Source organism: Streptomyces sp. NPDC052040 (genome assembly GCF_044548405.1).
In the GTDB taxonomy this organism is placed as follows: domain Bacteria; phylum Actinomycetota; class Actinomycetes; order Streptomycetales; family Streptomycetaceae; genus Streptomyces.
This window is the reverse complement of record NZ_JBIUBV010000001.1, coordinates 1,396,240-1,417,891: the sequence shown is the minus strand read 5'-3', so window position 1 is coordinate 1,417,891 and position 21,652 is coordinate 1,396,240. Positions and strand designations below refer to the sequence as shown.

General features: G+C 73.4%; 19 protein-coding genes. 8 read left to right on the top strand and 11 right to left on the bottom strand.

What is annotated here, in order from left to right; all coding sequences use genetic code 11:
* Positions 1 to 90: 90 nt before the first annotated feature.
* The 9 genes from hypE to ACIHAA_RS05990 all read right to left on the bottom strand — a co-directional run bounded on the left by hypE (position 91) and on the right by ACIHAA_RS05990 (position 10,530).
* Positions 91 to 1,170 carry a hydrogenase expression/formation protein HypE gene (hypE, locus tag ACIHAA_RS06030; RefSeq protein WP_399813626.1) on the bottom strand — a complete coding sequence of 360 codons (1,080 nt, stop codon included), beginning with the start codon at positions 1,168 to 1,170 and terminating at the stop codon, positions 91 to 93.
* Entirely contained in the window at positions 1,163 to 2,287 is a 1,125-nt protein-coding gene (hypD, locus tag ACIHAA_RS06025) for a hydrogenase formation protein HypD (protein WP_399813625.1), read from the bottom strand. Before hypD ends, hypE begins: the two co-directional genes overlap by 8 nt.
* Positions 2,284 to 2,592: a HypC/HybG/HupF family hydrogenase formation chaperone gene (locus ACIHAA_RS06020; protein ID WP_399813623.1), complete on the bottom strand. Its 309-nt coding sequence runs from the start codon at positions 2,590 to 2,592 to the stop codon at positions 2,284 to 2,286. Before ACIHAA_RS06020 ends, hypD begins: the two co-directional genes overlap by 4 nt.
* 56 nt (positions 2,593 to 2,648) lie before the next feature.
* The gene (hypF, locus tag ACIHAA_RS06015) at positions 2,649 to 5,084 is read right to left on the bottom strand and encodes a carbamoyltransferase HypF (protein ID WP_399813621.1); all 2,436 of its coding nucleotides are present in this window, start codon (positions 5,082 to 5,084) and stop codon (positions 2,649 to 2,651) included.
* Positions 5,081 to 5,929 carry a hydrogenase nickel incorporation protein HypB gene (gene hypB / locus ACIHAA_RS06010; RefSeq protein ID WP_399813619.1) on the bottom strand — a complete coding sequence of 283 codons (849 nt, stop codon included), beginning with the start codon at positions 5,927 to 5,929 and terminating at the stop codon, positions 5,081 to 5,083. Before hypB ends, hypF begins: the two co-directional genes overlap by 4 nt.
* Positions 5,930 to 5,932: 3 nt before the next feature.
* Positions 5,933 to 6,328: a hydrogenase maturation nickel metallochaperone HypA gene (locus tag ACIHAA_RS06005; protein ID WP_399813618.1), complete on the bottom strand. Its 396-nt coding sequence runs from the start codon at positions 6,326 to 6,328 to the stop codon at positions 5,933 to 5,935.
* A gap of 212 nt (positions 6,329 to 6,540) precedes the next feature.
* Entirely contained in the window at positions 6,541 to 7,119 is a 579-nt protein-coding gene (locus ACIHAA_RS06000; RefSeq protein ID WP_399813616.1) for a hydrogenase maturation protease, read from the bottom strand.
* Complete coding sequence (locus ACIHAA_RS05995) at positions 7,116 to 8,414, bottom strand: hypothetical protein (protein ID WP_399813614.1); 1,299 nt, start codon at positions 8,412 to 8,414, stop codon at positions 7,116 to 7,118. Before ACIHAA_RS05995 ends, ACIHAA_RS06000 begins: the two co-directional genes overlap by 4 nt.
* 61 nt (positions 8,415 to 8,475) lie before the next feature.
* Complete coding sequence (locus tag ACIHAA_RS05990) at positions 8,476 to 10,530, bottom strand: enoyl-CoA hydratase-related protein (protein WP_399813613.1); 2,055 nt, start codon at positions 10,528 to 10,530, stop codon at positions 8,476 to 8,478.
* A gap of 335 nt (positions 10,531 to 10,865) precedes the next feature.
* Between ACIHAA_RS05990 and ACIHAA_RS05985 the strand changes: the two genes are divergently transcribed.
* Positions 10,866 to 13,661 (top strand): SpoIIE family protein phosphatase, encoded by a 2,796-nt coding sequence (locus ACIHAA_RS05985; RefSeq protein WP_399813612.1) that lies wholly within the window; start codon positions 10,866 to 10,868, stop codon positions 13,659 to 13,661.
* A 115-nt stretch (positions 13,662 to 13,776) separates the two neighbouring features.
* Positions 13,777 to 14,631, top strand: a complete 855-nt coding sequence (locus ACIHAA_RS05980; RefSeq protein WP_399813611.1) for a chitosanase — start codon at positions 13,777 to 13,779, stop codon at positions 14,629 to 14,631.
* Between the two features lie 144 nt (positions 14,632 to 14,775).
* Here the strand turns inward: ACIHAA_RS05980 and ACIHAA_RS05975 are convergent, their stop codons facing one another.
* Together ACIHAA_RS05975 and ACIHAA_RS05970 are read right to left on the bottom strand one after the other, a co-directional pair.
* Positions 14,776 to 15,249 carry a diadenosine tetraphosphate hydrolase gene (locus tag ACIHAA_RS05975; protein ID WP_399813610.1) on the bottom strand — a complete coding sequence of 158 codons (474 nt, stop codon included), beginning with the start codon at positions 15,247 to 15,249 and terminating at the stop codon, positions 14,776 to 14,778.
* A 78-nt stretch (positions 15,250 to 15,327) separates the two neighbouring features.
* Positions 15,328 to 15,849, bottom strand: coding sequence for a phage holin family protein (locus ACIHAA_RS05970; RefSeq protein ID WP_399813609.1), 522 nt, complete (start codon positions 15,847 to 15,849; stop codon positions 15,328 to 15,330).
* Between the two features lie 257 nt (positions 15,850 to 16,106).
* Between ACIHAA_RS05970 and ACIHAA_RS05965 the strand changes: the two genes are divergently transcribed.
* From ACIHAA_RS05965 to ACIHAA_RS05940, 6 genes are read left to right on the top strand one after another with little or no spacing between them, the layout of a single operon-like run.
* The gene (locus tag ACIHAA_RS05965) at positions 16,107 to 17,321 is read left to right on the top strand and encodes a hypothetical protein (RefSeq protein ID WP_399813607.1); all 1,215 of its coding nucleotides are present in this window, start codon (positions 16,107 to 16,109) and stop codon (positions 17,319 to 17,321) included.
* On the top strand, positions 17,318 to 18,442 hold the full coding sequence (locus ACIHAA_RS05960) for a hydrogenase expression protein HypE (RefSeq protein ID WP_399813605.1): 1,125 nt from the start codon (positions 17,318 to 17,320) through the stop codon (positions 18,440 to 18,442). The genes ACIHAA_RS05965 and ACIHAA_RS05960 overlap by 4 nt, the downstream gene beginning before the upstream one ends.
* Positions 18,439 to 20,232: a nickel-dependent hydrogenase large subunit gene (locus ACIHAA_RS05955; protein ID WP_399813604.1), complete on the top strand. Its 1,794-nt coding sequence runs from the start codon at positions 18,439 to 18,441 to the stop codon at positions 20,230 to 20,232. The genes ACIHAA_RS05960 and ACIHAA_RS05955 overlap by 4 nt, the downstream gene beginning before the upstream one ends.
* Complete coding sequence (locus tag ACIHAA_RS05950) at positions 20,225 to 20,779, top strand: NifU family protein (protein ID WP_399813603.1); 555 nt, start codon at positions 20,225 to 20,227, stop codon at positions 20,777 to 20,779. The genes ACIHAA_RS05955 and ACIHAA_RS05950 overlap by 8 nt, the downstream gene beginning before the upstream one ends.
* The gene (locus ACIHAA_RS05945) at positions 20,776 to 21,366 is read left to right on the top strand and encodes a DUF5947 family protein (RefSeq protein ID WP_399813601.1); all 591 of its coding nucleotides are present in this window, start codon (positions 20,776 to 20,778) and stop codon (positions 21,364 to 21,366) included. Before ACIHAA_RS05950 ends, ACIHAA_RS05945 begins: the two co-directional genes overlap by 4 nt.
* Before the next feature lie 26 nt (positions 21,367 to 21,392).
* Entirely contained in the window at positions 21,393 to 21,599 is a 207-nt protein-coding gene (locus ACIHAA_RS05940) for a hypothetical protein (protein WP_399813600.1), read from the top strand.
* Positions 21,600 to 21,652 lie beyond the last annotated feature (53 nt).

Genomic DNA, 21,652 nt, shown 5'->3' with positions numbered 1-21,652 from the left:
TCACACCGTCGAGTACGCGGGGACGACGGATCCTGTTCAAACCCGGGGCCCGGGCACGGCCCGCGGGGTGCGGTGCCCGGGCGGCGGGGGTCAGCAGATCCTGGGCAGTTGCTCCCCGATGGGCAGGTCGACCACCCGGGTGCCGCCGAGGCCGGTGCGCGCCACGACCATGCCGGGGTGGTCCGCGACCGTCTCGCCGATGATCCCGGCCCCGGCGCCCAGCGGATGCGCCCGCATGGCGTCCAGGACGGCGTCGGCGTGCTGCCGCGGCACAAAGGCCACCAGCTTGCCCTCGTTGGCGACGTACATCGGGTCGAGCCCCAGGACGGCGCAGGCGTTGGCGACGGCGGGCGGGACCGGGATCGCGCGCTCGGTGACGACGACACCGGTGCCCGAGGCGGCCGCGATCTCGTTCAGCGCGGCCCCCAGGCCGCCCCGGGTGGGGTCCCGCAGCACATGCAGGTCGGGGGTGACGGCGAGCATGGTGTCGACCAGGCCGCCGAGGGCGGCGCAGTCGCTCTCGATGCCGACACCGAACTCCAGGCCCTCACGGACGCTCATGATGGCCACGCCGTGGACCCCGATCGGACCGCTGACGATCACCACGTCGCCGGGGACCACGCGCTGCGGCCGCAGGTCCACGCCCGCCGGGATCAGCCCGATACCGGCCGTGTTGATGTAGACGCCGTCGCCGTGGCCCGCCTCCACCACTTTGGTGTCGCCCGTCGCCACCTCGACCCCGGCGGCCCGCGCCGCCGCGCCGAGTGCGTCGGCGACCCGGGCGACCGTGTCCAGCCCGACGCCCTCCTCCAGGATGAATCCGCAGGAGAGATACGCGGCCCGGGCGCCGCTCATGGCGAGGTCGTTGACGGTGCCGTTGACCGCGAGGTCGCCGATGCTGCCGCCGGGGAAGAACAGCGGCCGCACCACGAAGGAGTCGGTGGAGAACGCCAGCCGCACCCCCCCGAGGGACAGCGCCGCGGCATCGCCGAGCTGTGCCAGGGCGTCACCGCCGAAGGCGGGCGCGAAGACGTCCCGGACCAGTTCCGCGGAGAGGGCGCCGCCTCCGCCGTGGCCCATCACGATGCGGGACTGGTCCCGCAGCGGGGCGGGGCAGTTCCAGGCCGCCGGGTCCACCGGCGGCAGATGCAGATCGCTGACGTCAGACAACGGGGGTCGCCTCCCGGGACGCGGGGGTCAGATCCAGGCGCCGGTAGAGGTAGTACGCGGCGCAGGCGCCCTCGCTGGAGACCATGGTGGCTCCGAGCGGGGTGCGCGGGGTGCACAGGGTTCCGAAGGCCTCGCACTCGTGCGGCTTGACCAGGCCCTGGAGGACCTCTCCGCTGCGGCACTCGGCGGGCTCGCGGGTGCTGATGCCGGTCACCGAGAAGCGGTGCTCGGCGTCGTGGTCGCGGTACGTGGGGGACAGCCGCCAGCCGCTGCCGGGGATCACGCCGATGCCGCGCCAGGCGCGGTCGGTGACCTCGAAGACGTCCTCCAGCATGGCCCTGGCGGCCGGGTTGCCCTCGGACCGCACGGCGCGCGGATAGGCGTTGTCGACCCGGTGCTCGCCCCGTTCGAGCTGGGCGACGGTCCGGCGCACCCCTTCGAGGATGTCCAGGGGTTCGAAGCCGGTGACCACGATCGGGACCCGGAAGCGCTCCGCCAGCTCCGGGTACTCGTCCACACCCATCACACTGCACACATGCCCCGCGGCCAGGAAGCCCTGGACGCGGCAGCTCGGCGACTGCATGATCGCTTCGATCGCGGGTGGCACCCGCACATGGGACACCAGCATGCTGAAGTTCCGGATGCCGAGCCTGCGGGCCTGATGGACCGTCATGGCATTGGGGGGCGCGGTGGTTTCGAAGCCGATGCCGAAGAACACCACCTCGCGGTCCGGGTTCTCCCGGGCGATCCGCAGGGCGTCGAGCGGGGAGTACACGACTCGTACGTCGCCGCCCTCGCCCCGCACCTGGAACAGGTCCCGCCCGGTGCCGGGCACCCGCAGCATGTCGCCGAAGGAGCAGAAGACCACGCCCGGCCGGGAGGCGATCTCCAGCGCCTTGTCGATGACCTCCAGCGGGGTCACGCACACGGGGCAGCCCGGGCCGTGGATCAGCTCCACCTCCTCGGGCAGCAGCTGGTCGATGCCATGGCGGATGATGGAGTGGGTCTGGCCGCCGCAGACCTCCATCAGCGCCCAGGGCCGGGTCACGGTGGCGTGGATCTCGTCGAGGAGCCGGCGGGCCAGGTCCGGGTCCTGGAATTCGTCGATGTACTTCACTGCCGCGCCTCCTCGGGTCCGGACGGCAGGGATCCGTCCGCCAGTGCCGCCGCTTCCCAGGGATCGCCGAACTCCTCCTGCAACATTCCCAGGGTTTCGAATAGTTCGAGCGTCTGCTTGGCCGACTCCTCGTCGAGGCGCTGGAGGGCGAAGCCGACATGGACGACGGCGTACTCGCCGATCTGGATGTCGGGCAGATACTCCAGGCACACCTCCTTGACGACGCCGCCGAAGTCGACGTTCGCCATCCGGGTGCCGTCGCGTTCCTCGATGTCCAGCACTCTGCCGGGTACCGCCAGGCACATGGTCCTCTCCTCGCTGTGGACGGTGCGTCGCCCGGCGGTGCCGGACGTCCGGTGGGTCAGTCGGGGGGCCCGGTGTGCCGGGCCGTGCGGGCGGCCACCACGAGCTGGCCGAGGGCCAGACCGCCGTCGCCCGGGGGGACCAGGCGGTGGCGCAGCACGGTGAAGCCGTCCGCACCCAGGGCCCGGGCACAGGCCGAGGAAAGAAGGGAGTTGAGGAACACCCCGCCGGTGAGGGCGACCGTGCCCACTCCGTGCCGCTCCCGGGCCCGGACGCACATCCGGTGCACCAGGGCGGCGACGGACCGGTGGAAGCGGGCCGCGACCAGGTCCGCCGGGGTGCCCGCGCGCAGATCGTCGACGATCGCCGCGATCACCGGCGCCGGGTCGGCGGTGAGCGGGCTCCCGTCCGGCCGCGCGGGTCCGACGGCGAAGGCGTAGGCCGCGCTGTCCCCGGCGGGTGCCCGCAGCGCGGCGGCCTCCAGCTCGACGGCGGCCTGGGCCTCGTACCGCGACCGGTGGCAGACTCCGGAGAGGGACGAGACCGCGTCGAAGAGCCGGCCCATGCTGGAGGTGGGCACACAGTTGAAGTTCCGCTCCAACTGCCTTTCCAGTACGCGCCGTTCGTCCTCCGGACAGGCCTTCGCGCAGGGCAGGTCCGCGGTCCGGCCGATTCCGGCCCGGCGCAGCTGCGCGAGCGCCATCCGGTACGGGCGCTGCACGGCGGCGTCTCCCCCGGGCAGCGGTGCGTACGCCAGATGCCCGAACCGGACGAAGCCGTCGTAGTCGGCGAGCAGGAACTCCCCGCCCCAGACGGCCCCGTCGTCGCCGTAGCCGGTGCCGTCGAAGGCGACACCGAGCACCGGGGCGGAGCCGTCGAGCCCGTGCTCGGCCATCGCGGCGGCGACATGGGCGTGGTGGTGCTGCACCCGCACCAGGGGTCGGCCCGCCGCGTGGCGGGCGGCCCATCCGGCGGAGCGGTAGCCGGGGTGCCGGTCGGCGGCCAGCAGCCGCGGCCGCACCGGGGTGAGGGACTCCAGGTGCGCCACGGCGCGTTCGAAGGCCTGCTGGGTGGCGAAGTCGTCCATGTCGCCGACATGGGCGGAGAGCCAGGCGAGCCGGCCGGCGCCCAGGCAGAACGCGTTCTTCAGATCGCCGCCCACGGCCAGGGCCGGGCGCACCTCGACCGGGAGGGGAAGCGGCAGCGGCGCGTACCCCCGGGCGCGGCGCACCAGCAGCGGCTGTCCGTCGCACACCCGCACCACGGAGTCGTCGCAGGGCACCTGGACGGTCCGGTCGTGCGTGAGCCAGGCGTCGGCGAGGGGTGCCAGGCGCCGAAGCGCCTCCGCGTCGTCGGTGACGATGGGTTCGCCGGAGACATTGCCGCTGGTCATGACGAGCAGCCGCGGCCCCTCGGGGTCGCCGGGGAGGCCGAACAGCAGCCGGTGCACGGGGGTGTACGGCAGCATGACGCCGTAGTCCGGGCTGCCGGGCGCGACACCGTCGGCGGGGTGGGGGGCGCCGGGCGCGGCGGGGCCGTCGGTGCGGCGGCGCAGCAGCACGACGGGGCGGGCGGCGCCGGTGAGCAGGGCGCGCTCCTCGGGCCCGAGCCAAACGAGGTGTTCGATGTCCTCGATGCCCGCGGCCATCAGCGCGAACGGCTTGTCCTCCCGGCCCTTGCCGCGGCGCAGCCGGTCGACGGCGGCGGGGTCGGTGGCGTCGCAGGCGAGGTGATAGCCACCCAGGCCCTTCACGGCCACGACCGCTCCGGCCGCGAGGAGACGCCGGGCCCCGGCGATCGGGTCCCCCTGCGCCTCCGTGGCCGGGGAGCCGTCCGTCGGCAGTCCTGGAGCGCGGTGCTGCGGGCCGTCGCCGTCCGCCCGGGGCAGCAGCAGCCGCAGCCGCGGCCCGCAGGCCGGGCAGGCGATGGGCTGGGCGTGGAAGCGGCGGTCGGTCGGATCGGCGTACTCCCGGGCGCAGTCGGCGCACATCGGGAAACCGGCCATGGTGGTCTGGTCCCGGTCGTAGGGCAGGCCGGTGACGATGGTGAACCGGGGGCCGCAGTGCGTGCAGGTGAGGAACGGGTGGCGGTGGCGGCGGTCGCGGGGGTCGGACAGCTCGCCGAGGCAGGCGGCGCAGGTCGCGGTGTCCGCCGGGATCAGGGTGCGGGCGGGACCGTCGCCCCGGGAGGCCCGGATGGCGAAGCCGCTGCCGCCCGTGACGGGCAACTCCCGCAGGGACAGGTGGTCCACGCGGGCGAGCGGCGGCGCTTCCGGCGCGAGGCGGTCGCAGAACCGGGCGACGGCCGCCGGGTCGCCCTCGATCTCGACGACGACGCCTTCCGGGGTGTTGGTCACCTGCCCGGACAGTTCCAGGGCGGTGGCGAGGGCATGCACATACGGCCGGAAGCCGACGCCCTGCACCACGCCCTGGACGGTGATCTGCCGACGCCGCGCGGTGCGGACCGCACCGGCCGCCGGGGCGGGTCCGATCACGAGTGGGGCCACGCCATGGCGGCGGTGGCGCCGGTGTGCTCGTGGCCATGGTCCCCAAGGGGATGGTCATGGGGCCCATGGGCGTGGTCATGGTCCCCATGGGGGTGATCGTGGGCCCCGTGGGTGTGGTCGGTGTGGTCATGGGTGTGCGGGTGCGGTGCGCGGGCCATGACGGGTACGTGCACCGGGGCGCCGTCCGCGGCCGCCAGGGCCCGGTCGAGCAGCAGCCCGGTCCCCACGCCGTGGCGGGCCGAGGTGAGCAGCACCTCCACACCGGGGTTGACCCGTTCCACGTTCGCGCGGAACGTCGCCTCGTCGAAGTCGACCGCGTCCGCGATGTCCGTCTTGGTGACCACGACCAGCTGGGCGAGCCCGAAGGCGGTGGGGTACTTCAGGGGCTTGTCCTCGCCCTCGGTCACCGAGGCGAGCACCACCCGCAGGGTCTCCCCGAGGTCGTAGGAGGCCGGGCAGACCAGATTGCCGACGTTCTCCACGAACAGCAGCCGTACCGGCGTGGGCAGCCACCCGGCCAGATGACCGGCCAGCATCCCCGCCTCCAGATGGCACAGCCCGTCGGTGAGGACCTGCTTGACCGGGACTCCCGACCGGGCGAGCCGGGTCGCGTCGTTCTCGGTGGCGAGGTCCGCCGTGAGCGCCGCGACCGGCACCGCGCGGTCCCGGGCCTCGATCAGTTCGCCCTCCAGCAGGGCGGTCTTGCCGCTGCCGGGGCTGGAGAGCAGGTTGACGACGGTGGTGCCGCGGGCCGCGAGCTGGGTGCGCAGGGTGTGCGCGGCCCGGTCGTTCTTGGCGAGCACGGCTTGGTGCAGGTCGACCTCACGGCACATGGTTCAGCACTCCTCGGGCGTCGGTTCTCGGGCGGCTCGGGGCGTGCGACCGTCCTCCCAGCGCACGCCGACGATCTGGAGTTCACGGCCGGACAGCAGGTCGGTGCTGCCCGTGTCGCAGCGCGGGCAGCTCAGCAGCGGCGGCATGCCGACGGCCCATTCGTGCGCGCAGGGCGTGCAGCGGGCCCGCCCGGGCACGAACTCGGTGACCAGTTCGGCTCCTTCGAGGAAGGTCCCGGCGCAGGCCAGTTCGAAGGAGAAGGACAGGGCGTCGGGGACGACACCGGCCAGCTCGCCCACCTGGAGCCGGACCTCGTGCACGGCCGTGACGTCACCGGCCCGCTCGGCCGCCTCCTGTACCTGGCCGATCACCGCCAGCGCGATGGACATCTCGTGCATGGGTCTCCGTCCGTCCCGGGCGGGAGGCCGGGGAGCGGCCCCCTGGGACGGGGCGTACGCGGTCCGCCGACGTCCGGCCGACGTCCATTAGAGGTGAGGGCCCACCGAGCGGCGGACCGGCACGCCGGGGCCACCGGCCCGGGTACGCCGTTCGCCGCACCCCTGGGCGGACCGGTCGGCCGGGGTGGCCGCCGGGCCGCGGGACGTCCGGGTCAGCGGGCGGCGTCCTCCGTCGCACCGCCGGTCGCCGCCGGGGCGCCCGGGGCGAGGGAGCGGAGACCAGGGCCGACCGTGGTCCCGGGGTCCAGCAGCTCTTCGATCAGTCGGACGGCCCGGGGCACCGCCTCCGCCACCGCCGGGCTGAGGCCGAGGCGTTCCTCCACGGAGGCGGGCTCGCACCCCACCACCAGGATGCGCCGCGGCACCTGTCCGCCCGTACCGGCGCTGAGCGTGCCCAGCAGGGCGAGGACGGCGTCGGGGGTCATCCGGTGGCCGTCCATCGGCACGGGTTCCGCGCCCTGCACCGCGTGTTCCTCGTGCTCGATCACATACAGTGTGCCCGGCTCCCCGCCGCGCGCGGTGGCGTCCACCAGCACCAGCGTCCCGTAGCCGTCGAGGACCTGGTAGGCGAGGTGCACCCCGCGCACCCCGATGTCCAATACCTCGACCTGGCCGGGTAGTTGACGGCCGCTCAGCACACGCACGGTCTCCACGCCGAAGCCGTCGTCCCCGAGGAAGATGTTTCCGATCCCGGCCACCAGGACCTTGTCGTCGCCACTGCCGGTGCTCATGACTCGTCCTCCAGCGGTGCCACCTCGTCGGTCCGGAAGTAGAGGAAGCTCCCCTGTGCCCGTCGGATGTCGGCGCCCGGGTCGTCCTCGACGGTGACCGCGAGATGCACCGAGCCGTCCACGTCGTGCAGCACGGACTCGACGGTCGCGGTACGGCCGCGCAGGAACAGGTCCTGCGCGTCGGTGCGCCGCAGCCCGGGGTGGAGCCGCACCCGGCTTCCGGCGCGCACCGGCCGCCCGGCCACGAGGACCTGGTCGGGAAGCGGGCCGGGGGCGGGGCCGCCGGTCGGCTCCGGACCGCCGCCCGGCTGTGCGATGCCGTACTCGTCGGGGAAGCCCTCGGCGGGAGCGGCCCCCGTCGCGGCGCGGACACCGTCCGGGGTGAGGGCGCCGTCGGCCGCCACGAGCGGGTACGGGGTGCCGGGAGGCTCCGGGGTGACGGCCGGGTGGTCGCCGAGGATGACCGGCGAGGACAGCACCACGTCGGCCCGTCCGTCCGCCCCGGCGAGAACGGGCCAGGTGTGCAGATTGCGGCAGGAGGCGATCGCGTCCCGCGCCCATTCGGGGGCATCCGTCATCGACAGGAACGACCCGTCACTGAGCCCCAGCAGCAGATGGGTGGCCACCAGCGAGCGGGCCAGGACCGGGCTCCGCCCGGCGGCCTCCTCGTCCGCGGGGGCCCAGCGGCTGGTGTTCTCGACGACGGCGGTCAGCCGCATGAGGCGGAAGGGGCCGTCGAGCCGCCGGGCCGACAGCCGCAGGGTGCCGTGGATCTCCTCGCACCGGCGCACCAGCATGCCCGCACCGCGCCCGTCCTCGTCGAGCACCGGTTCGCTGTCCTGCACCGCCGGGCGGGCGAAGTCCACGGTGACTCCGTCGCCCTCGACGAGCTCGGCAACGGTGGCGAGCGCCTCGACGCGTTCCACGGTTCCCTCGTCCCGGGCGGCGAGGACCCGGTCCCCGAGCCGGAGTTCGGGTACGGCGGTGAAGGTGCCGTCGGCGTGGGCCCGCAGCACCGTCCGGCGGCGGGCGCGCAGAAAGCGCAGTTCGACCGCGAGGGTGGCGTCCGGCCCGGGTTCCATGAGGCATTCGGTGTGCTGGAAGTCGTACTCCTCCTCGCCGCGGGTGCTGCGGCCGGGCGGTACGAGCAGGCCCACCTGTCGGCGCAGCGGGTGCTCGGCGGCGGGGCGGCGGTAGGGGTGGAGCGCGCAGCCCTCGAAGAGGACGGCGTCGGCCACGCACCGGGCGCGGGCGAAGCGTGCCTCCGTCTCCGGGGCGAACACGGTGACGCTCACGGAGCGGTCCTTTCGGGCGTCGGCGGACCGCGGAGGGCGGCACGCGGGCGGTGGTCGGTCGTCAGGTGTCGGTCGTGGGAGCTTCGGTGGCCACGGCGGTGGCCTCAGGGGGCGTGGAGGTGGTCTCGGCGGCCGTCACGGTGCTCTTGGCGGCCGTCACGGTCACCTCGGGGGTCGTGGTGGTGCTCTCGACGGCAGTCACGGTCACCTCGGCAGCCGTTGTGCCGGTCGCGGGGGGCTCGACGGTCGTCGTGGTGGCCTCGGCGACCGACACAGTGGCCTCGGTGACCGTCGGAGCGGCCTCGGTGACCGACACAGTTGTTGCCTCGGTGATCGTCGCGGCCGCCTCGGGACGTGCCGGTACCGGCGCCGTCCGGGCGGCCGTGACAGCAAGGTGCGGCGGTGTGCAGGCGGGCCTCTCCTTGCGGACGAAGGCGCGGCGCAGTGCGTGGTGGGGGGCGTCCGGGTCGTGGATGATCCGGTGGAACCCGGCCAGCTCCCGTTCCCTGACGGCGGCCAGCGGCTCCCTGGTCTCCCGGGCCTCCAGCTCCGCCTTCTTGGCCGCGATCCGGGCCCGTGTCCCCGGCTGTCGCGCCAGCCGGGCCGCCAGCCGCGCGGTCTCCGCCGCGAACTCCTGCGGCCCGCACTCCACGATCCGGTCGACGAGTCCGAGGTCCAGGGCCCGCGCGGCGCTCACCGGCAGGGCCTCCCGCAGCAGCCGGTCCGCCGCCCCGGCACCGGCCCGGCGGGGCAGCGTGCTGCTGCCGTACGCGGAGCAGCACAGACCCATCAGCCGGTGGTGCGGGTTGAGGACGGAACCGGACCGGCACCAGACCTCGTCGGCCGCGAGGGCGAGCATCGCACCGCCCGCCGCGGCATTGCCGCAGAGCGCGGCGACCACCAGGCGGTCCGTGGTGGTCAGGACCGCCTCGGCCAGGTCGTCGAGGGCGTTGACGTTCGCCCAGGCCTCGGCGGCGGGGTCGTCGGCGGCCTCGATCACGCCCAGATGGATGCCGTTGGAGAAGAAGTCCCGTCGGCCGCCCAGCACCAGGACGGAGGTGGGGCGCGTCCGGGCGGTCCGGTAGGCGGCGAGCAGCCGTCGGCACTGGTCGGTGCTCATCGCTCCGGCCGGGAAGGCGAAGGAGAGAAAACCGACGCCCTGCTCCTCCCGGTACCCGATGTCCCGCCAGTCGGACCCCGCGGCGTCCGGGGCCACGGTCAGCTCGGGCAGCGGGGGCAGTCGGTCGCCGAGGGCCCGTACGGCCGGGAGCCGGACCGGGAGCGGCTGCCCCGGCGGGCGCCGTCGGCGCAGTTCGGGAATCCACACGGCGCCGTCCGCGGTCGCCCGGCAGACCGCCCCGGCCCTGGTGGCGAGCAGTTCCCCGGGAGCGCCGCGCAGGCCCTCCCCGGGGTGCCCGCCGTGCAGATACCACTCCTCGCCGAGGAGTACGTCGGGAACGCCGGGCCGGGAGTCGCAGGCGCGCAGCTTGCGGACGACGGTCTCGGTCGGATCGGCGGCCCAGTCGATCCGGCGGTCGCTCGAATCCAGGGGCGGACGGCTCTGTGCCGCGCCCTGTTCGAGCGGGATCCAGTCCCCGGAGGCGAAGCGCTCCACGGACAGCAGCACGGCCGCCAGGGCCGCGTCGGCGATCTCCCCCCGGTACAGGTCGCTCCTGGACACCGGCGGCACCGGGCAGGCGACGGCCGACCACACGGGGCCCGCGTCCCTGTCCGTGCCCTCCAGCGCCTGGAGAACCGTCACGCCCCACCGGGTGGCACCCGCGAGGACCGCCCGGTCCAGGGCGGCGGGTCCGCGCTCGCCGACCGGGCACGGATGGACGACGAGGCACGGGAAGGCGACCCGTACGTCTTCGGGGATCTCGGTGTCGAGCACCGGTGCGAGGACCAGGTCGGGCGTGTGCCGCCGCAGGCGGTCCACCGGCGGGACGTCCGGCAGGGCCAGTTCCACCGCCACCGTGTGGCCCCGGTCGCGCAGCTCCGCGTGCACACGCTGGGCGAGGCTGTTGAACGCGGTGGCCACGAGCAGGATGTGCACGGCGGACTCCCGGCGGACGGTGCGGGCGGTGGTGCCCGCCCGACTGCGATCGTCGGACACGGTCGCTCGGGGGAGGCGCAGACTGGCGCCGAAGTCGCCCGAAAGTGGGCGTGGCAACGCCACCCGGAGGCGGGGGACGGCGCGTCTCCCCCGGCGAGGGCCGGTCTGACAGTTCGCGTCGTCGCCCGGAGGGCGGGCCTGCGGCGAGAGTGCGTGCATGGCGTCGTGGGCCAGACGGGAATTGTCAGATCGGCCCGCGCTCCGCCTCCCGCGGCAGGGCGGAGCACGCGTCCGGAGACGGCCGCGGCCCCTCCCCGCTTCGCACACCGGGGAGCGCTCGATCACCGTGTGTGACGCGTGTCGCCCTCCGCCGCCAGGCAGTGTAAACAGGGCACATGGTCCGACTTCTGGGCCGAACCGGTCTCCGGTCGTCCCGTCGTCCGTGTGGCCCGCGCGCACCGGGTGCGCAGCGCCGTGCCGACCTGGTGCCGTCCCCGGAACTGCCGGGGGCCCCGCCTCCGGCGCACCGCCGGGAGGCGGAGGGACCACACCCGGGCGCCCTCGCGGCGCTGCGGTCGGCGGTGACCGGCCGCAGCGTCGCCGGACAGGTGTTCCTGCTGCAAGCGGCCATCGTGCTGCTGCTGGTACTGACCGCGGTGACGGCGCTGCTGCTCCAGGTGCGGCATGACACCACGCAGGAGGCCCGCAACCGTTCCCTCGCCGTCGCCGAGGCATTCGCGGACGCGCCGGGCACCCGGGAGGCGCTGAGCAGCCCGGATCCGACGGCCGTGCTGCAACCCGCCGCCGAGGCCACCCGGGTCTCGGCGAGCGTCGACTTCATCGTCGTCCTGAGCAATCAGGGGGTCCGCTACACCCATCCCGACCCGGACCTGATCGGCAAGCAGTTCATCGGCAATCTCCAGCCCGCGATGACCGGGACGCCCGTGACCGAGGAGGTCGACGGCACACTCGGCCGGATGGTGCAGGCCATCGTCCCGGTCACCACCGTCGACGGCAGGGTGGTGGGCCTGGTCTCCGCCGGGGTCACCACGGAACGCGTCAGCGCCGAGGCGAACCGGCAGCTGCCGCTGGTGCTGGCCTCCGCGGCCGGGGGGCTCGCCGTGGCGACGGTGGGCACCGGGCTGGTCACCCGGCGGCTGCTGCGCCAGACCCGCGGTCTGGGGCCGCGTGAGATGGCCCGGATGTACGAGCACCACGACGCGGTGCTGCACTCGGTCCGCGAGGGCGTGATCATCCTGGACGGCGACGGAAAACTGCTGCTGAGCAACGACGAGGCACGCCGTCTGCTCGACCTTCCCGGGGACGCCGAGGGACGGCAGGTGACCGGCCTCGGCCTGCCGCCCGACACCGCGGAGCTGCTGGCCTCCGGGCGGACCGCGACCGACGAGATGCAGCCGGTCGGGGGCCGGCTGCTGGCCATCAACCAGCGGCCCACGGACCAGGGGGGCGGCCCGCCCGGGAGCGTGGCCACCCTGCGCGACTCCACGGAGCTGCGCGCCCTGTCCGGCCGGGCCGAGATGGCGCGCCAGCGCCTCAGCCTGCTCTACGACGCGGGCGCGGCCGTCGGGACCAGCCTGAGCGTGCGGCGCACCGCCGAGGAGCTGGCGGAGCTGGCCGTCCCCCGGTTCGCCGACTATGTCACCGTCGATCTGTTCAGCGCGGTGCTGGACGGCGAGGAGCCGGAGGCCGGGACCGACCTGTGCCGCTCGGCCTCCGCCGGGATCCGCGACACCGCCCCGCTCTACCCGGTGGGCGAGCGGATCCAGTTCGTGGCGTCCTCTCCGCAGGCGCACAGCCTCGGCAGCGGCAAGGCCCTGCTGGAGCCCCGGCTGGGGGAGGCGCCGGGATGGCTCGTGCAGGACATCGAGCGCACCACGGCGGTGGTGGCGTACGGCATCCACTCGCTGATCACCGCGCCGCTGATGGCGGGCTCGCTCATTCTGGGCCTGGTCAACTTCTGGCGTTCCGAGAAGCCGGAGCCGTTCGACAGTGAGGACGTGGCGCTCGCCGAGGAGCTGGTGGCCCGTGCCGCGGTGGCCATCGACAACGCGCGCCGGTACACGCGTGAGCACAACATGGCGGTGACGCTCCAGCGCAGTCTGCTGCCACAGCGGCTGCCCGAACAGGGCGCCCTGGACGTGGCCTACCGCTATCTTCCGGCGCAGGCGGGGGTGGGCGGCGACTGGTTCGACGTCCTGCCGCTGTCCGGGGCGCGGGTGGCGCTGGTGGTGGGCGATGTGGTGGGCCACGGTCTGCACGCGGCGGCGACGATGGGGCGGCTGCGTACGGCGGTCCACAACTTCTCGGCGCTCGATCTACCGCCGGGTGACATCCTCTCGCTGCTGGACGAGCTGGTGGCCCGGATCGACCAGGACGAGACGGCCGAGGACGCCAACGCCCCCGTCACGGGCGCCACCTGCCTGTACGCGATCTACGACCCGGTCTCGCGGCACTGCACCCTGGCGCGCGCGGGCCATCCGCCCCCGGCCCTCATCCGGCCCGACGGCCGGGTCGAGTTCACCGAGGTCCCGGCCGGTCCCCCGCTGGGGCTCGGCGGGCTGCCGTTCGAGGAGGCCGACCTGGAGCTCGCGGAGGGCAGCAGGCTCGTCCTCTACACGGACGGTCTGGTCGAGGACCGCGACCGGGACATCGACGCAGGGCTGGAGCTGCTGGGCGCCGCGCTGACGGAGGCGGGGCCGTCGCCCGAGGACACCTGCCGGGCCGTGGTGGACGCCCGGCTGGCGCCCCGGCCGGGGGACGACATCGCCCTGATCGTCGCACGCACCCGGGCCCTGCGGTCCGACCAGGTCGCCGAGTGGGAGGTGCCGGTGGATCCGGCGGCCGTCGGCGGGATACGGGCGTCGGCGACCCGGCAGCTGGCGGAGTGGGGTCTTGAGGAGCTGACGTTCACCACGGAGCTGATCGTCAGCGAGCTGGTCACCAATGCGATCCGGCACGGCGGTACGCCGGTGAATCTGCGCATGATGCGGGACCACAGTCTGATCTGTGAGGTGTACGACGGCAGCAATACCTCGCCCCATCTGCGCTATGCGGCCATGACGGACGAGGGCGGCCGCGGACTGTTCCTGGTGGCGCAGCTGGCCGAGCGCTGGGGGACCCGCTATGCGCCGCCGGGCAAGGTCATCTGGGCCGAACAGCCGCTGCCCTGAGGCCCGTTCCACTCCGTGAAGGTCCTGCCGTACGGGTATCCAGGGCTCCCCACATCTGATAGGAAACCTTCCTATCAGTGCAACCCGGCGCACCCCCACCCCCCTTGGAGTCCTCGTGGCAGACCGCTCCCCCTCCCCCGACGCGGCGGACCCGGCCCGCGCTTCCCGCCGTACCGTGCTCGCGCTTCTCGGCGCGTCCCTGGCGGCCGTGCCGCTCCTCGACTCCCCCCGCGCCTCGGCGGTCTCCGCCGCCGCCAGGTCCGTGGGGCTCGACGACCCGGCGAAGAAGGAGATCGCCATGAAGCTGGTCTCCAGCGCGGAGAACTCCTCCCTGGACTGGAAGGCCCAGTACAAGTACATCGAGGACATCGGTGACGGCCGCGGCTACACCGCGGGCATCATCGGCTTCTGTTCCGGCACCGGCGACATGCTCGACCTGGTCCAGCTGTACACCGACCGCTCGCCCGGCAATGTGCTCGCCGGGTACCTGCCCGCCCTGCGCAGGGTCAACGGCACCGACTCGCACAGCGGTCTGGACCCGAACTTCCCCCGGGACTGGCGCAAGGCGGCGCAGGACCCGGCGTTCCAGCGGGCGCAGAACGACGAGCGCGACCGGGTGTACTTCAACCCCGCGGTCCAGCAGGGCAAGACCGACGGCCTCGGCGTGCTCGGGCAGTTCACGTACTACGACGCCATCGTGATGCACGGCGACGGCGACGATCCGACGAGCTTCCGCAACATCCGCAAGCGCGCGCTGCGCACCGCCAAGCCCCCGGCCCAGGGCGGCTCCGAGGTGACGTACCTCAACTCCTTCCTGGACGCGCGGGTTTGGGCCATGAAGCAGGAGGAGGCCCACAGCGACACCACCCGGGTGGACACCGAGCAGCGCGTCTTCCTGCGCAAGGGCAATCTGAACCTGGACCCGCCGCTGGACTGGAAGGTCTACGGGGACAGCTACCACATCGGCTGACCCGGCACCGGGCACAGCAGGGGCACGGTCGACGGCCGCAACTTGGCCCACGACCGCGCCCCGCCCCACGCCCGGGTCGCCTCGCCCCCCGCCGGTCGGCCGCCTCGGCCGGTCAGCCGGTCAGCCGGTCAGCCGGTCAGCCGGTCAGCCGGTCAGCCGGTCCAACTCCTCGCCGATGGCGTGGCGCACGGCGTCCTGTTCCGGACCCAGCGCATACCGTTCGTCGGTCCACCGCTCCCGCGGGTAGAGCCACACCGGCAGCCCCACCAGGTCCGCGGGCTCCCAGGTGTAGCGGGGCCACACATGGGCGTGCAGAAATCCGTCGGTGTTGCCGAGGATCTCCAGATTGACCCGCCGGAAGGCCGGGTCGAGTCGCTTGCAGGCGCGTTCCACGGCCTCACCGAGCCGGTCCATGTCGGACAGGAACGCCAGCCTTCTGTCCCGCGGCAGCTCCGAGAGGCATCGCACCGCCGGGTCGTCCGCCAGGAGCACCGCATACCCCGGCAGGAACTGCACGTCCCCGATCGCGGCGAAGCCCGCGTCCAATCGACGCATCACCGTGGGATTCCCGCCCCGGTGCGCGCTGCCGATCCGGTCCTTGCGCCAGTCGTCCGCCATGACGGGTGACCCTATGTGCCGGGCGCCACGCACCATGTGCCGCCCCCCGGATGCGCGGGGCGCGAGACCTCCGACCCGCTAGACCCCCCGGCCGCCCGGATCCCGCGGCGACCGGCCCGGACCGCCGGGCCCCCGGCGCGGGTCGCCGGTCCGGTCGGCGGCGTCCGGGGCCCCGGCCGCGGGACCCCCGGTCCGGTCGGCGGCGTCCGGGGCTCCGGTCGTGGCGTCGCCGGGCGGGTCGAACGCGTCCGGCGGTACTCGGCAGCCGGTGCGTACGCGGTCCCGTGCGGCCGCTCCCAGGGCGACGGCCCCGGCGGCGTAGGCACAGCCCAGGACGGCCGGTGCGCGCGGGCCCGGCAGCTTCGCCTCCAGGGCGCGCAGGGCCGTCTCATGCGCGGACCACAGGGCCAGGATCCCGGACACCCCGGCGGCGCCCAGCAGTGCGCCGCCCGCTCCGATCCGGCGCAGGGCGGCCCTCAGCTCGCCCTGCACCGCGAGGATCTCGTGGCGGACCAGTTGCGCGGTGTCCTGGGCCAGCCGTGCCGCCGTGTCGCCCACGCGGGGCCTGCCCTCCGACGGGTCCTCGCCGTGCACCTGCATCGCTGCCGCCCTCCGTCGGGTCGCCCACCGTGTGCCGGGTCCGTCGACGCCGGGGCCCACGGCCGGGTCACCTCCCGCAGTACCCCGCCAGGCCGCCCCGACACGGCCCTGCCCCCGGTCAGGGCCGTGTCGGGGCGGCGGGCCGGGGTGCCGGACACTCCCTCACCCGAATGCAGCCAAATGCGCGCCTCCCCCAGGGAAAGGTGTGATCGTTGTAAACCAATGCATAACGGATATTCAGTCGGTGAGGAGCAGCGGTGAGCGACCCTGACCGGGAGCCCGGGAACGTGGACGATTCGCGCTCCGCGTTCGAGGCGGCGTGCGCGGTGGCCGACGCCGTCCTCTACGAGGGGTATCTGCTCTACCCGTACCGCAGGTCCTCGGCGAAGAACCGGGTGCGCTGGCAGTTCGGCATCCTGGCGCCGCGCGCCTGGGCCGAGGCGCACGGCCCGGTCGCGCCCGGCCTCTCGGGGTCCGTGGAGGCCTGGCGGCAGCAGACCGAGTGCGTGCTGCGGGCCGCACCCGGGGCCGTGGTGCGGGTACGCGTGCGCTATCTCCAGACGCAGGCACGCGGCGTGGAGCGCCGGACCGAGGACGGCGGCCATGTGCCCGTGGACGCCCTGGAGGCCGGCGGAGACGTCCATCTCGCGTTCGAGGAGGCGGTGCCGCGGGAGCGGGAGCTGACCGTACCGCTCGCCGATCTGCTGGCGGCGGAGCGGGAGTTCGAGGTGGGCGCGCCCGGCGGCGAGGAGGTCGAGGAGCTTCCCGGAGGGGTGGGGCGCCTGGTGCGCCGACGCCGCCCCGTGCAGGCGCGGACGACTCTGAGGGCCGAGGAACTGCCGGGCCCCGGTTCCCTGTACCGGCTGCGGGTGCTCACGGAGAACACCGGCCGGACGACGCCCGCCGGGACGCCCCGGGACGAGGCACTCGGCCATGCCCTGGTGGCGGCGCACACCTTCATCGGTGGGACGGGGCTGGGCTTCTTCTCCTCCATCGACCCGCCGGACGAGGTCGCGAAGGCCGTACGCGACTGCCGCAATCTGCACACCTTCCCGGTGCTCGCCGGGGCGGAGGGCTCGGACGGTCCGGTGCTGTCGTCGCCGATCATCCTGCCCGACCACCCGCAGGTGGCCCCGGAGAGCCCCGGTGACCTGCACGACGCGGCGGAGATCGACGAGATCCTGACCCTGCGGACGCTGCTGCTCACGGACGAGGAGAAGCGGGAGGCACGCGCCACCGATCCGCGGGCCGCCGGAATCCTGGACCGGGTGGAGGCGATGCCCCCCGAGGTGTGGGCCCGGCTGCACGGCGCCATCCGCTCCCTGGCACCCTCCACCGCGACACCCCGCCCGGACGGGCCGACGGCTGCCCCGGACCAGGAGGGAGGCGCGGATCCCGCCTTCGCGCTGCTGACGCATGACCACCGGACGGTCGAGCGGTTGGACCGACTGCAAGGGAGGCCGAGGACATGACCCGTAAGAGCGGGACCGCACAGGCACGCGGGCAGACCGCCGCGGCCGGGGAGAAGCCGGGCTTCGACGAGGTGCACATTCTGTGGATCTCGGAGGGCATGAGCTGCGACGGCGACACCATCTCGATGACCGCGGCCGGCCAGCCGGCGATCGAGGACGTCGTCCTCGGACTCGTCCCCGGCCTGCCCAAGGTGAATCTGCACAACAAGGTGCTCTCCCCCACCCTGGGCGGCGAGGAGTTCCTCGCGCCGTTCCGGGCCGCGGCGCGCGGCGAGCTGGAGCCCTTCGTGCTGGTCATCGAGGGCTCGATCCCCAACCAGAACATCATCGAGGGCGACGGCTACTGGACGTCCTTCGGCAACGACCTGGAGACCGGCGAACCGCTCACCCTCAACTGGTGGCTCGACCGGCTCGCCCCCAGGGCCTGGGCCGTCGTCGCCGCGGGCACCTGCGCCACCTACGGCGGGATCCACGCGATGGCGGGCAACCCCACGGGCTCCATGGGCCTGGCCGACTATCTGGGCTGGGACTACAGGTCGCAGGGCGGACTGCCGATCGTCAACGTGCCGGGCTGCCCCATCCAGCCGGAGAACTTCATGGAGACGCTGACCTGGCTGCTGTACCACGCGGCCGGGACGGCCCCGCCGCCCCCGCTGGACGACATGCTGCGCCCGCAGTGGCTGTTCGGCCGGACGGTGCACGAGGGCTGCGACCGTGCCGCGTACTACGAGCAGGCCGACTTCGCCAAGGACTACAACTCGCCCAAGTGCCAGGTGAAGGTGGGCTGCTGGGGCCCGGTCGTCAACTGCAACGTGCCCAAGCGCGGCTGGATGTCGGGCGTGGGCGGCTGCCCGAACGTGGGCGGTGTGTGCATCGGCTGCACCATGCCCGGCTTCCCGGACGCGTTCATGCCCTTCATGGACGAGCCGACGGGCGCCACCTTCTCGTCGGCCCTCATCCGGCCCTACGGGGCCGTGATCCGGCGGCTGCGCGGCATCACCAACGTCGCCGTCAACCGTGAGCCCCGATGGCGTCACGACAAGGCCGAGTTGACCAGCGGTTACGACCCCTACTGGCGCCCCTCGGGGGCGAGCGAGAAAGCGAGGAAGACTCGGACATGACGGCAACCGAGGCGCCGGGCGCGAAACGTAAGCCTGAGCAGATCGTGGACATGTCGTGGGATCCGATCACCCGGATCGTCGGCAATCTCGGCATCTACACAAAGATCGACTTCGCCAACCGGGAGGTGGTGGAGTGCCACAGCACTTCGTCGCTCTTCCGGGGCTACTCCGTCTTCATGCGGGGCAAGGACCCGCGCGACGCGGGCTTCATCACCTCGCGCATCTGCGGGATCTGCGGCGACAACCACACCACCTGCTCCAACTACGCCCAGCAGATGGCCTACGGCGTCAAGCCGCCGCCGCTCGCGGAGACCATCGTCAACCTGGGCGAGGCGGCCGAATACATCTTCGACCACACCATCTTCCAGGACAACCTGGTGTTCGTGGACTTCTGCGAGGCCATGGTCAAGTCCACCAACCCGGCCGTACTGGCGCGGGCGGAGCGCACCGAGGCGCCCCACGGCCGGATCCACGGCTACCGGACCATCGCCGACATCATGCGCGCCTTCAACCCCTTCGAGGGCGAGGTCTACAAGGAGGCGCTCAAGGTCAGCCGGATCACCCGGGAGATGTTCTGCCTGATGGAGGGGCGCCATGTGCACCCCTCCACGCTCTACCCGGGCGGGGTCGGCACGATGCCGCAGCCGACCGTCTTCACCGACTACCTCTCCCGGCTGCTGCGGGTCCTGGACTTCGTGAAGAAGGCCGTCGTGATGAACGACGACATCTTCGACTTCTTCTACGAGGCGCTGCCGGGCTACGAGGAGGTGGGCCGCCGCCGCATCATGCTCGGCTGCTGGGGCGCCTGGCAGGACCCGGCGGTGTGCGACTACCGCTACGAGACGATGAGCGAGTGGGGCCGGGCGATGTATGTCACCCCCGGTGTCGTCGTGGACGGCAAGCTCGTCACCAACGACCTCGTCGACATCAACCTCGGCATCAGGATCCTGCTGGGCAGCTCGTACTACGAGGACTGGGCGAACCAGGAGCCGTATGTCACCCGCGACCCGCTGGGCAATCCGGTCGACATGCGCCACCCGTGGAACCAGACGACGGTGCCGATGCCGCAGAAGCGCGACTTCGACGGCAACTACAGCTGGGTGATGAGCCCGCGCTGGTACCACAAGGACACCCGCGAGCACCTCGCCCTGGACACCGGCGGCGGCCCCCTGGCGCGGCTGTGGTCGACCGCGCTCAACGGCCTGGTCGACACGCCGTATGTGAAGGCCACCGGGCACAGCGTGCAGATCTCGCTGCCGACGAGCGAGAAGCTGCCGGAGATGACCCTGGAGTGGAAGATCCCGAAGTGGAGCAACACCCTCGAACGGGACCGCGCCCGGCCGTACTTCGTCGCCTACGCGGCCGCCATGGCCTTCCAGTTCCTGGAGCAGGCGATGACGGCCGTGCGCGCCGGTGAGACCAAGGTCTTCGAGAACTACGAGGTGCCCGACGAGGGGATCGGCTGCGGCTTCCACGAGGCAGTGCGCGGGGTGCTGTCCCACCATCTGGTGATCAAGGACAAGAAGATCGCGAACTACCATCCGTATCCGCCGACCCCCTGGAACGGCAGCCCCCGGGACATGTACGGCACCCCCGGCCCGTACGAGGACGCCGTCCAGGGACAGCCGATCTTCGAGGAGAACGGCCCGGAGGACTTCAAGGGCGTCGACATCATGCGCACGGTGCGCAGTTTCGACCCCTGTCTGCCCTGCGGTGTCCATATGTACCTCGGCAAGGGCAACACCCTGTCCAAGCTGCACTCCCCCACCTACGGGGCGGCACATGCCTGAGGCAGGACGGCTCGACGGCGCGGCGGTCGCGGAGCGGCTGTCGCGCCTCGACGGGCTGCTGGAGCAGGTCCAGGGCGCTCCCGGCCCGATGACGGGCGCGGCGATCGAGGCGGTCCAGGCACTCACCGAGGTCTACGGGGAGGCGCTGGCCCGGGTGCTGGACGGCGCCGAAGGACCGGTCCTGGAGCGGATGGCCGGGGACGAGCTGATCGGCCACCTCCTGGTGCTCCACGGCATCCATCCGGAGCCGCCGGAGCGCCGTGCCGCACGGGCCGTGGAGGCTCTGCGGCCCGCGGTGCGGGAGCGGGGCGGCGACATCGAACTGGACGGGGTGGAATCGGGCGTGGCCCGGGTGCGGGTGACCGCCAAGGGGTGCGGTACGTCCTCCGCCGCCCTGGAGGACGCCGTCCGCGAGGCCGTGCTCGCCCTGGCTCCGGAGCTGACGGGTGTCGAACGGGCGCCCGGGGACGAGGGGCGGGGTGCCCCCGCCTTCGTCCCGGTGGAGTCGCTCACGGTGCGCCCGGCGCCCACCGGGGGCCGGTCATGACCTCCGGTGCGCTGGCCCGGATGATCCGCTCGGCCGCCGAGCGGCGGCCGGACGCGGAGCTCTGCGACCTGTGCGGCGCCGAGGTCCCCCCGGAGCACCGGCATCTGCTCGACACGGGCGCGGAGGCGGTGCTGTGCGCCTGCCGGCCCTGCTCGCTGCTCTTCGTCGAGGCGGCCGCGAGCCGGGGGCACTACCGGCTGGTGCCGCGGCGCCGGATGCGGCTCCCCCCGGTCGACACCCAGGGGCTCGGCGTCCCGGTGGGACTCGCCTTCTTTGTGCGCCACGCGGACGAGACGGTGACCGCGCATCTGCCGAGCCCCGCGGGAGCCACCCGCTGGGAGCCGGACCGGGCGGCCTGGGACGAGGTCGTCTCCGGCTGTCCACAGCTCGCCACCCTGGAAGCGGATGTGGAGGCACTATTGGTGAATACCGCCCATTCCGCTCGACACCACTGGATCGCTCCCGTGGACGACTGCTTCCGGATGGTGGCCCTCGTCCGCCGGGAGTGGCGGGGGCTGTCCGGCGGCAGCCGGGTGTGGCCCGCCGTCGAGCAGTTCTTCGCGGAGCTGACCGAGCAGCCGGGGTGACCGGCAGGAGACGCAAGGAGCAGACCATGGGAACGATCCGTGTGGGCAAGGCGCAGGTGCATCCCGACACCCCCCAGCACGTCGCCGGACAGCACCAGGGCAACAAGGGGCCGGGCAAGCGGCAGACCGGTCACCACAAGGACGGCACCGCCGACGCGCGCCGTTCGACCGGGATCCGCTCGAAGGCGCACAACGCGATCACCAGGACCATGCCGAACCTCCCTCCGGGATGACACGGCAGCGGCGGCCGGGCCGCGAGGGGCTCGGCCGCGTCGGACGAGAGGAG

Bases quoted from the DNA above. Each gene is read 5' to 3' on its own strand.
- ACIHAA_RS05950 (WP_399813603.1), top strand. From the start codon at position 20,225: ATGCCTGAGGCAGGACGGCTCGACGGCGCGGCGGTCGCGGAGCGGCTG.
- ACIHAA_RS05945 (WP_399813601.1), top strand. From the start codon at position 20,776: ATGACCTCCGGTGCGCTGGCCCGGATGATCCGCTCGGCCGCCGAGCGG.
- ACIHAA_RS06005 (WP_399813618.1), bottom strand. From the start codon at position 6,328: ATGCACGAGATGTCCATCGCGCTGGCGGTGATCGGCCAGGTACAGGAG.
- ACIHAA_RS06000 (WP_399813616.1), bottom strand. From the start codon at position 7,119: ATGAGCACCGGCAGTGGCGACGACAAGGTCCTGGTGGCCGGGATCGGA.
- ACIHAA_RS06020 (WP_399813623.1), bottom strand. From the start codon at position 2,592: ATGTGCCTGGCGGTACCCGGCAGAGTGCTGGACATCGAGGAACGCGAC.
- ACIHAA_RS05975 (WP_399813610.1), bottom strand. From the start codon at position 15,249: ATGGCGGACGACTGGCGCAAGGACCGGATCGGCAGCGCGCACCGGGGC.
- hypB (WP_399813619.1), bottom strand. From the start codon at position 5,929: ATGTGCCGTGAGGTCGACCTGCACCAAGCCGTGCTCGCCAAGAACGAC.
- ACIHAA_RS05985 (WP_399813612.1), top strand. From the start codon at position 10,866: ATGGTCCGACTTCTGGGCCGAACCGGTCTCCGGTCGTCCCGTCGTCCG.
- ACIHAA_RS05955 (WP_399813604.1), top strand. From the start codon at position 18,439: ATGACGGCAACCGAGGCGCCGGGCGCGAAACGTAAGCCTGAGCAGATC.
- ACIHAA_RS05960 (WP_399813605.1), top strand. From the start codon at position 17,318: ATGACCCGTAAGAGCGGGACCGCACAGGCACGCGGGCAGACCGCCGCG.
- ACIHAA_RS05940 (WP_399813600.1), top strand. From the start codon at position 21,393: ATGGGAACGATCCGTGTGGGCAAGGCGCAGGTGCATCCCGACACCCCC.
- ACIHAA_RS05970 (WP_399813609.1), bottom strand. From the start codon at position 15,849: ATGCAGGTGCACGGCGAGGACCCGTCGGAGGGCAGGCCCCGCGTGGGC.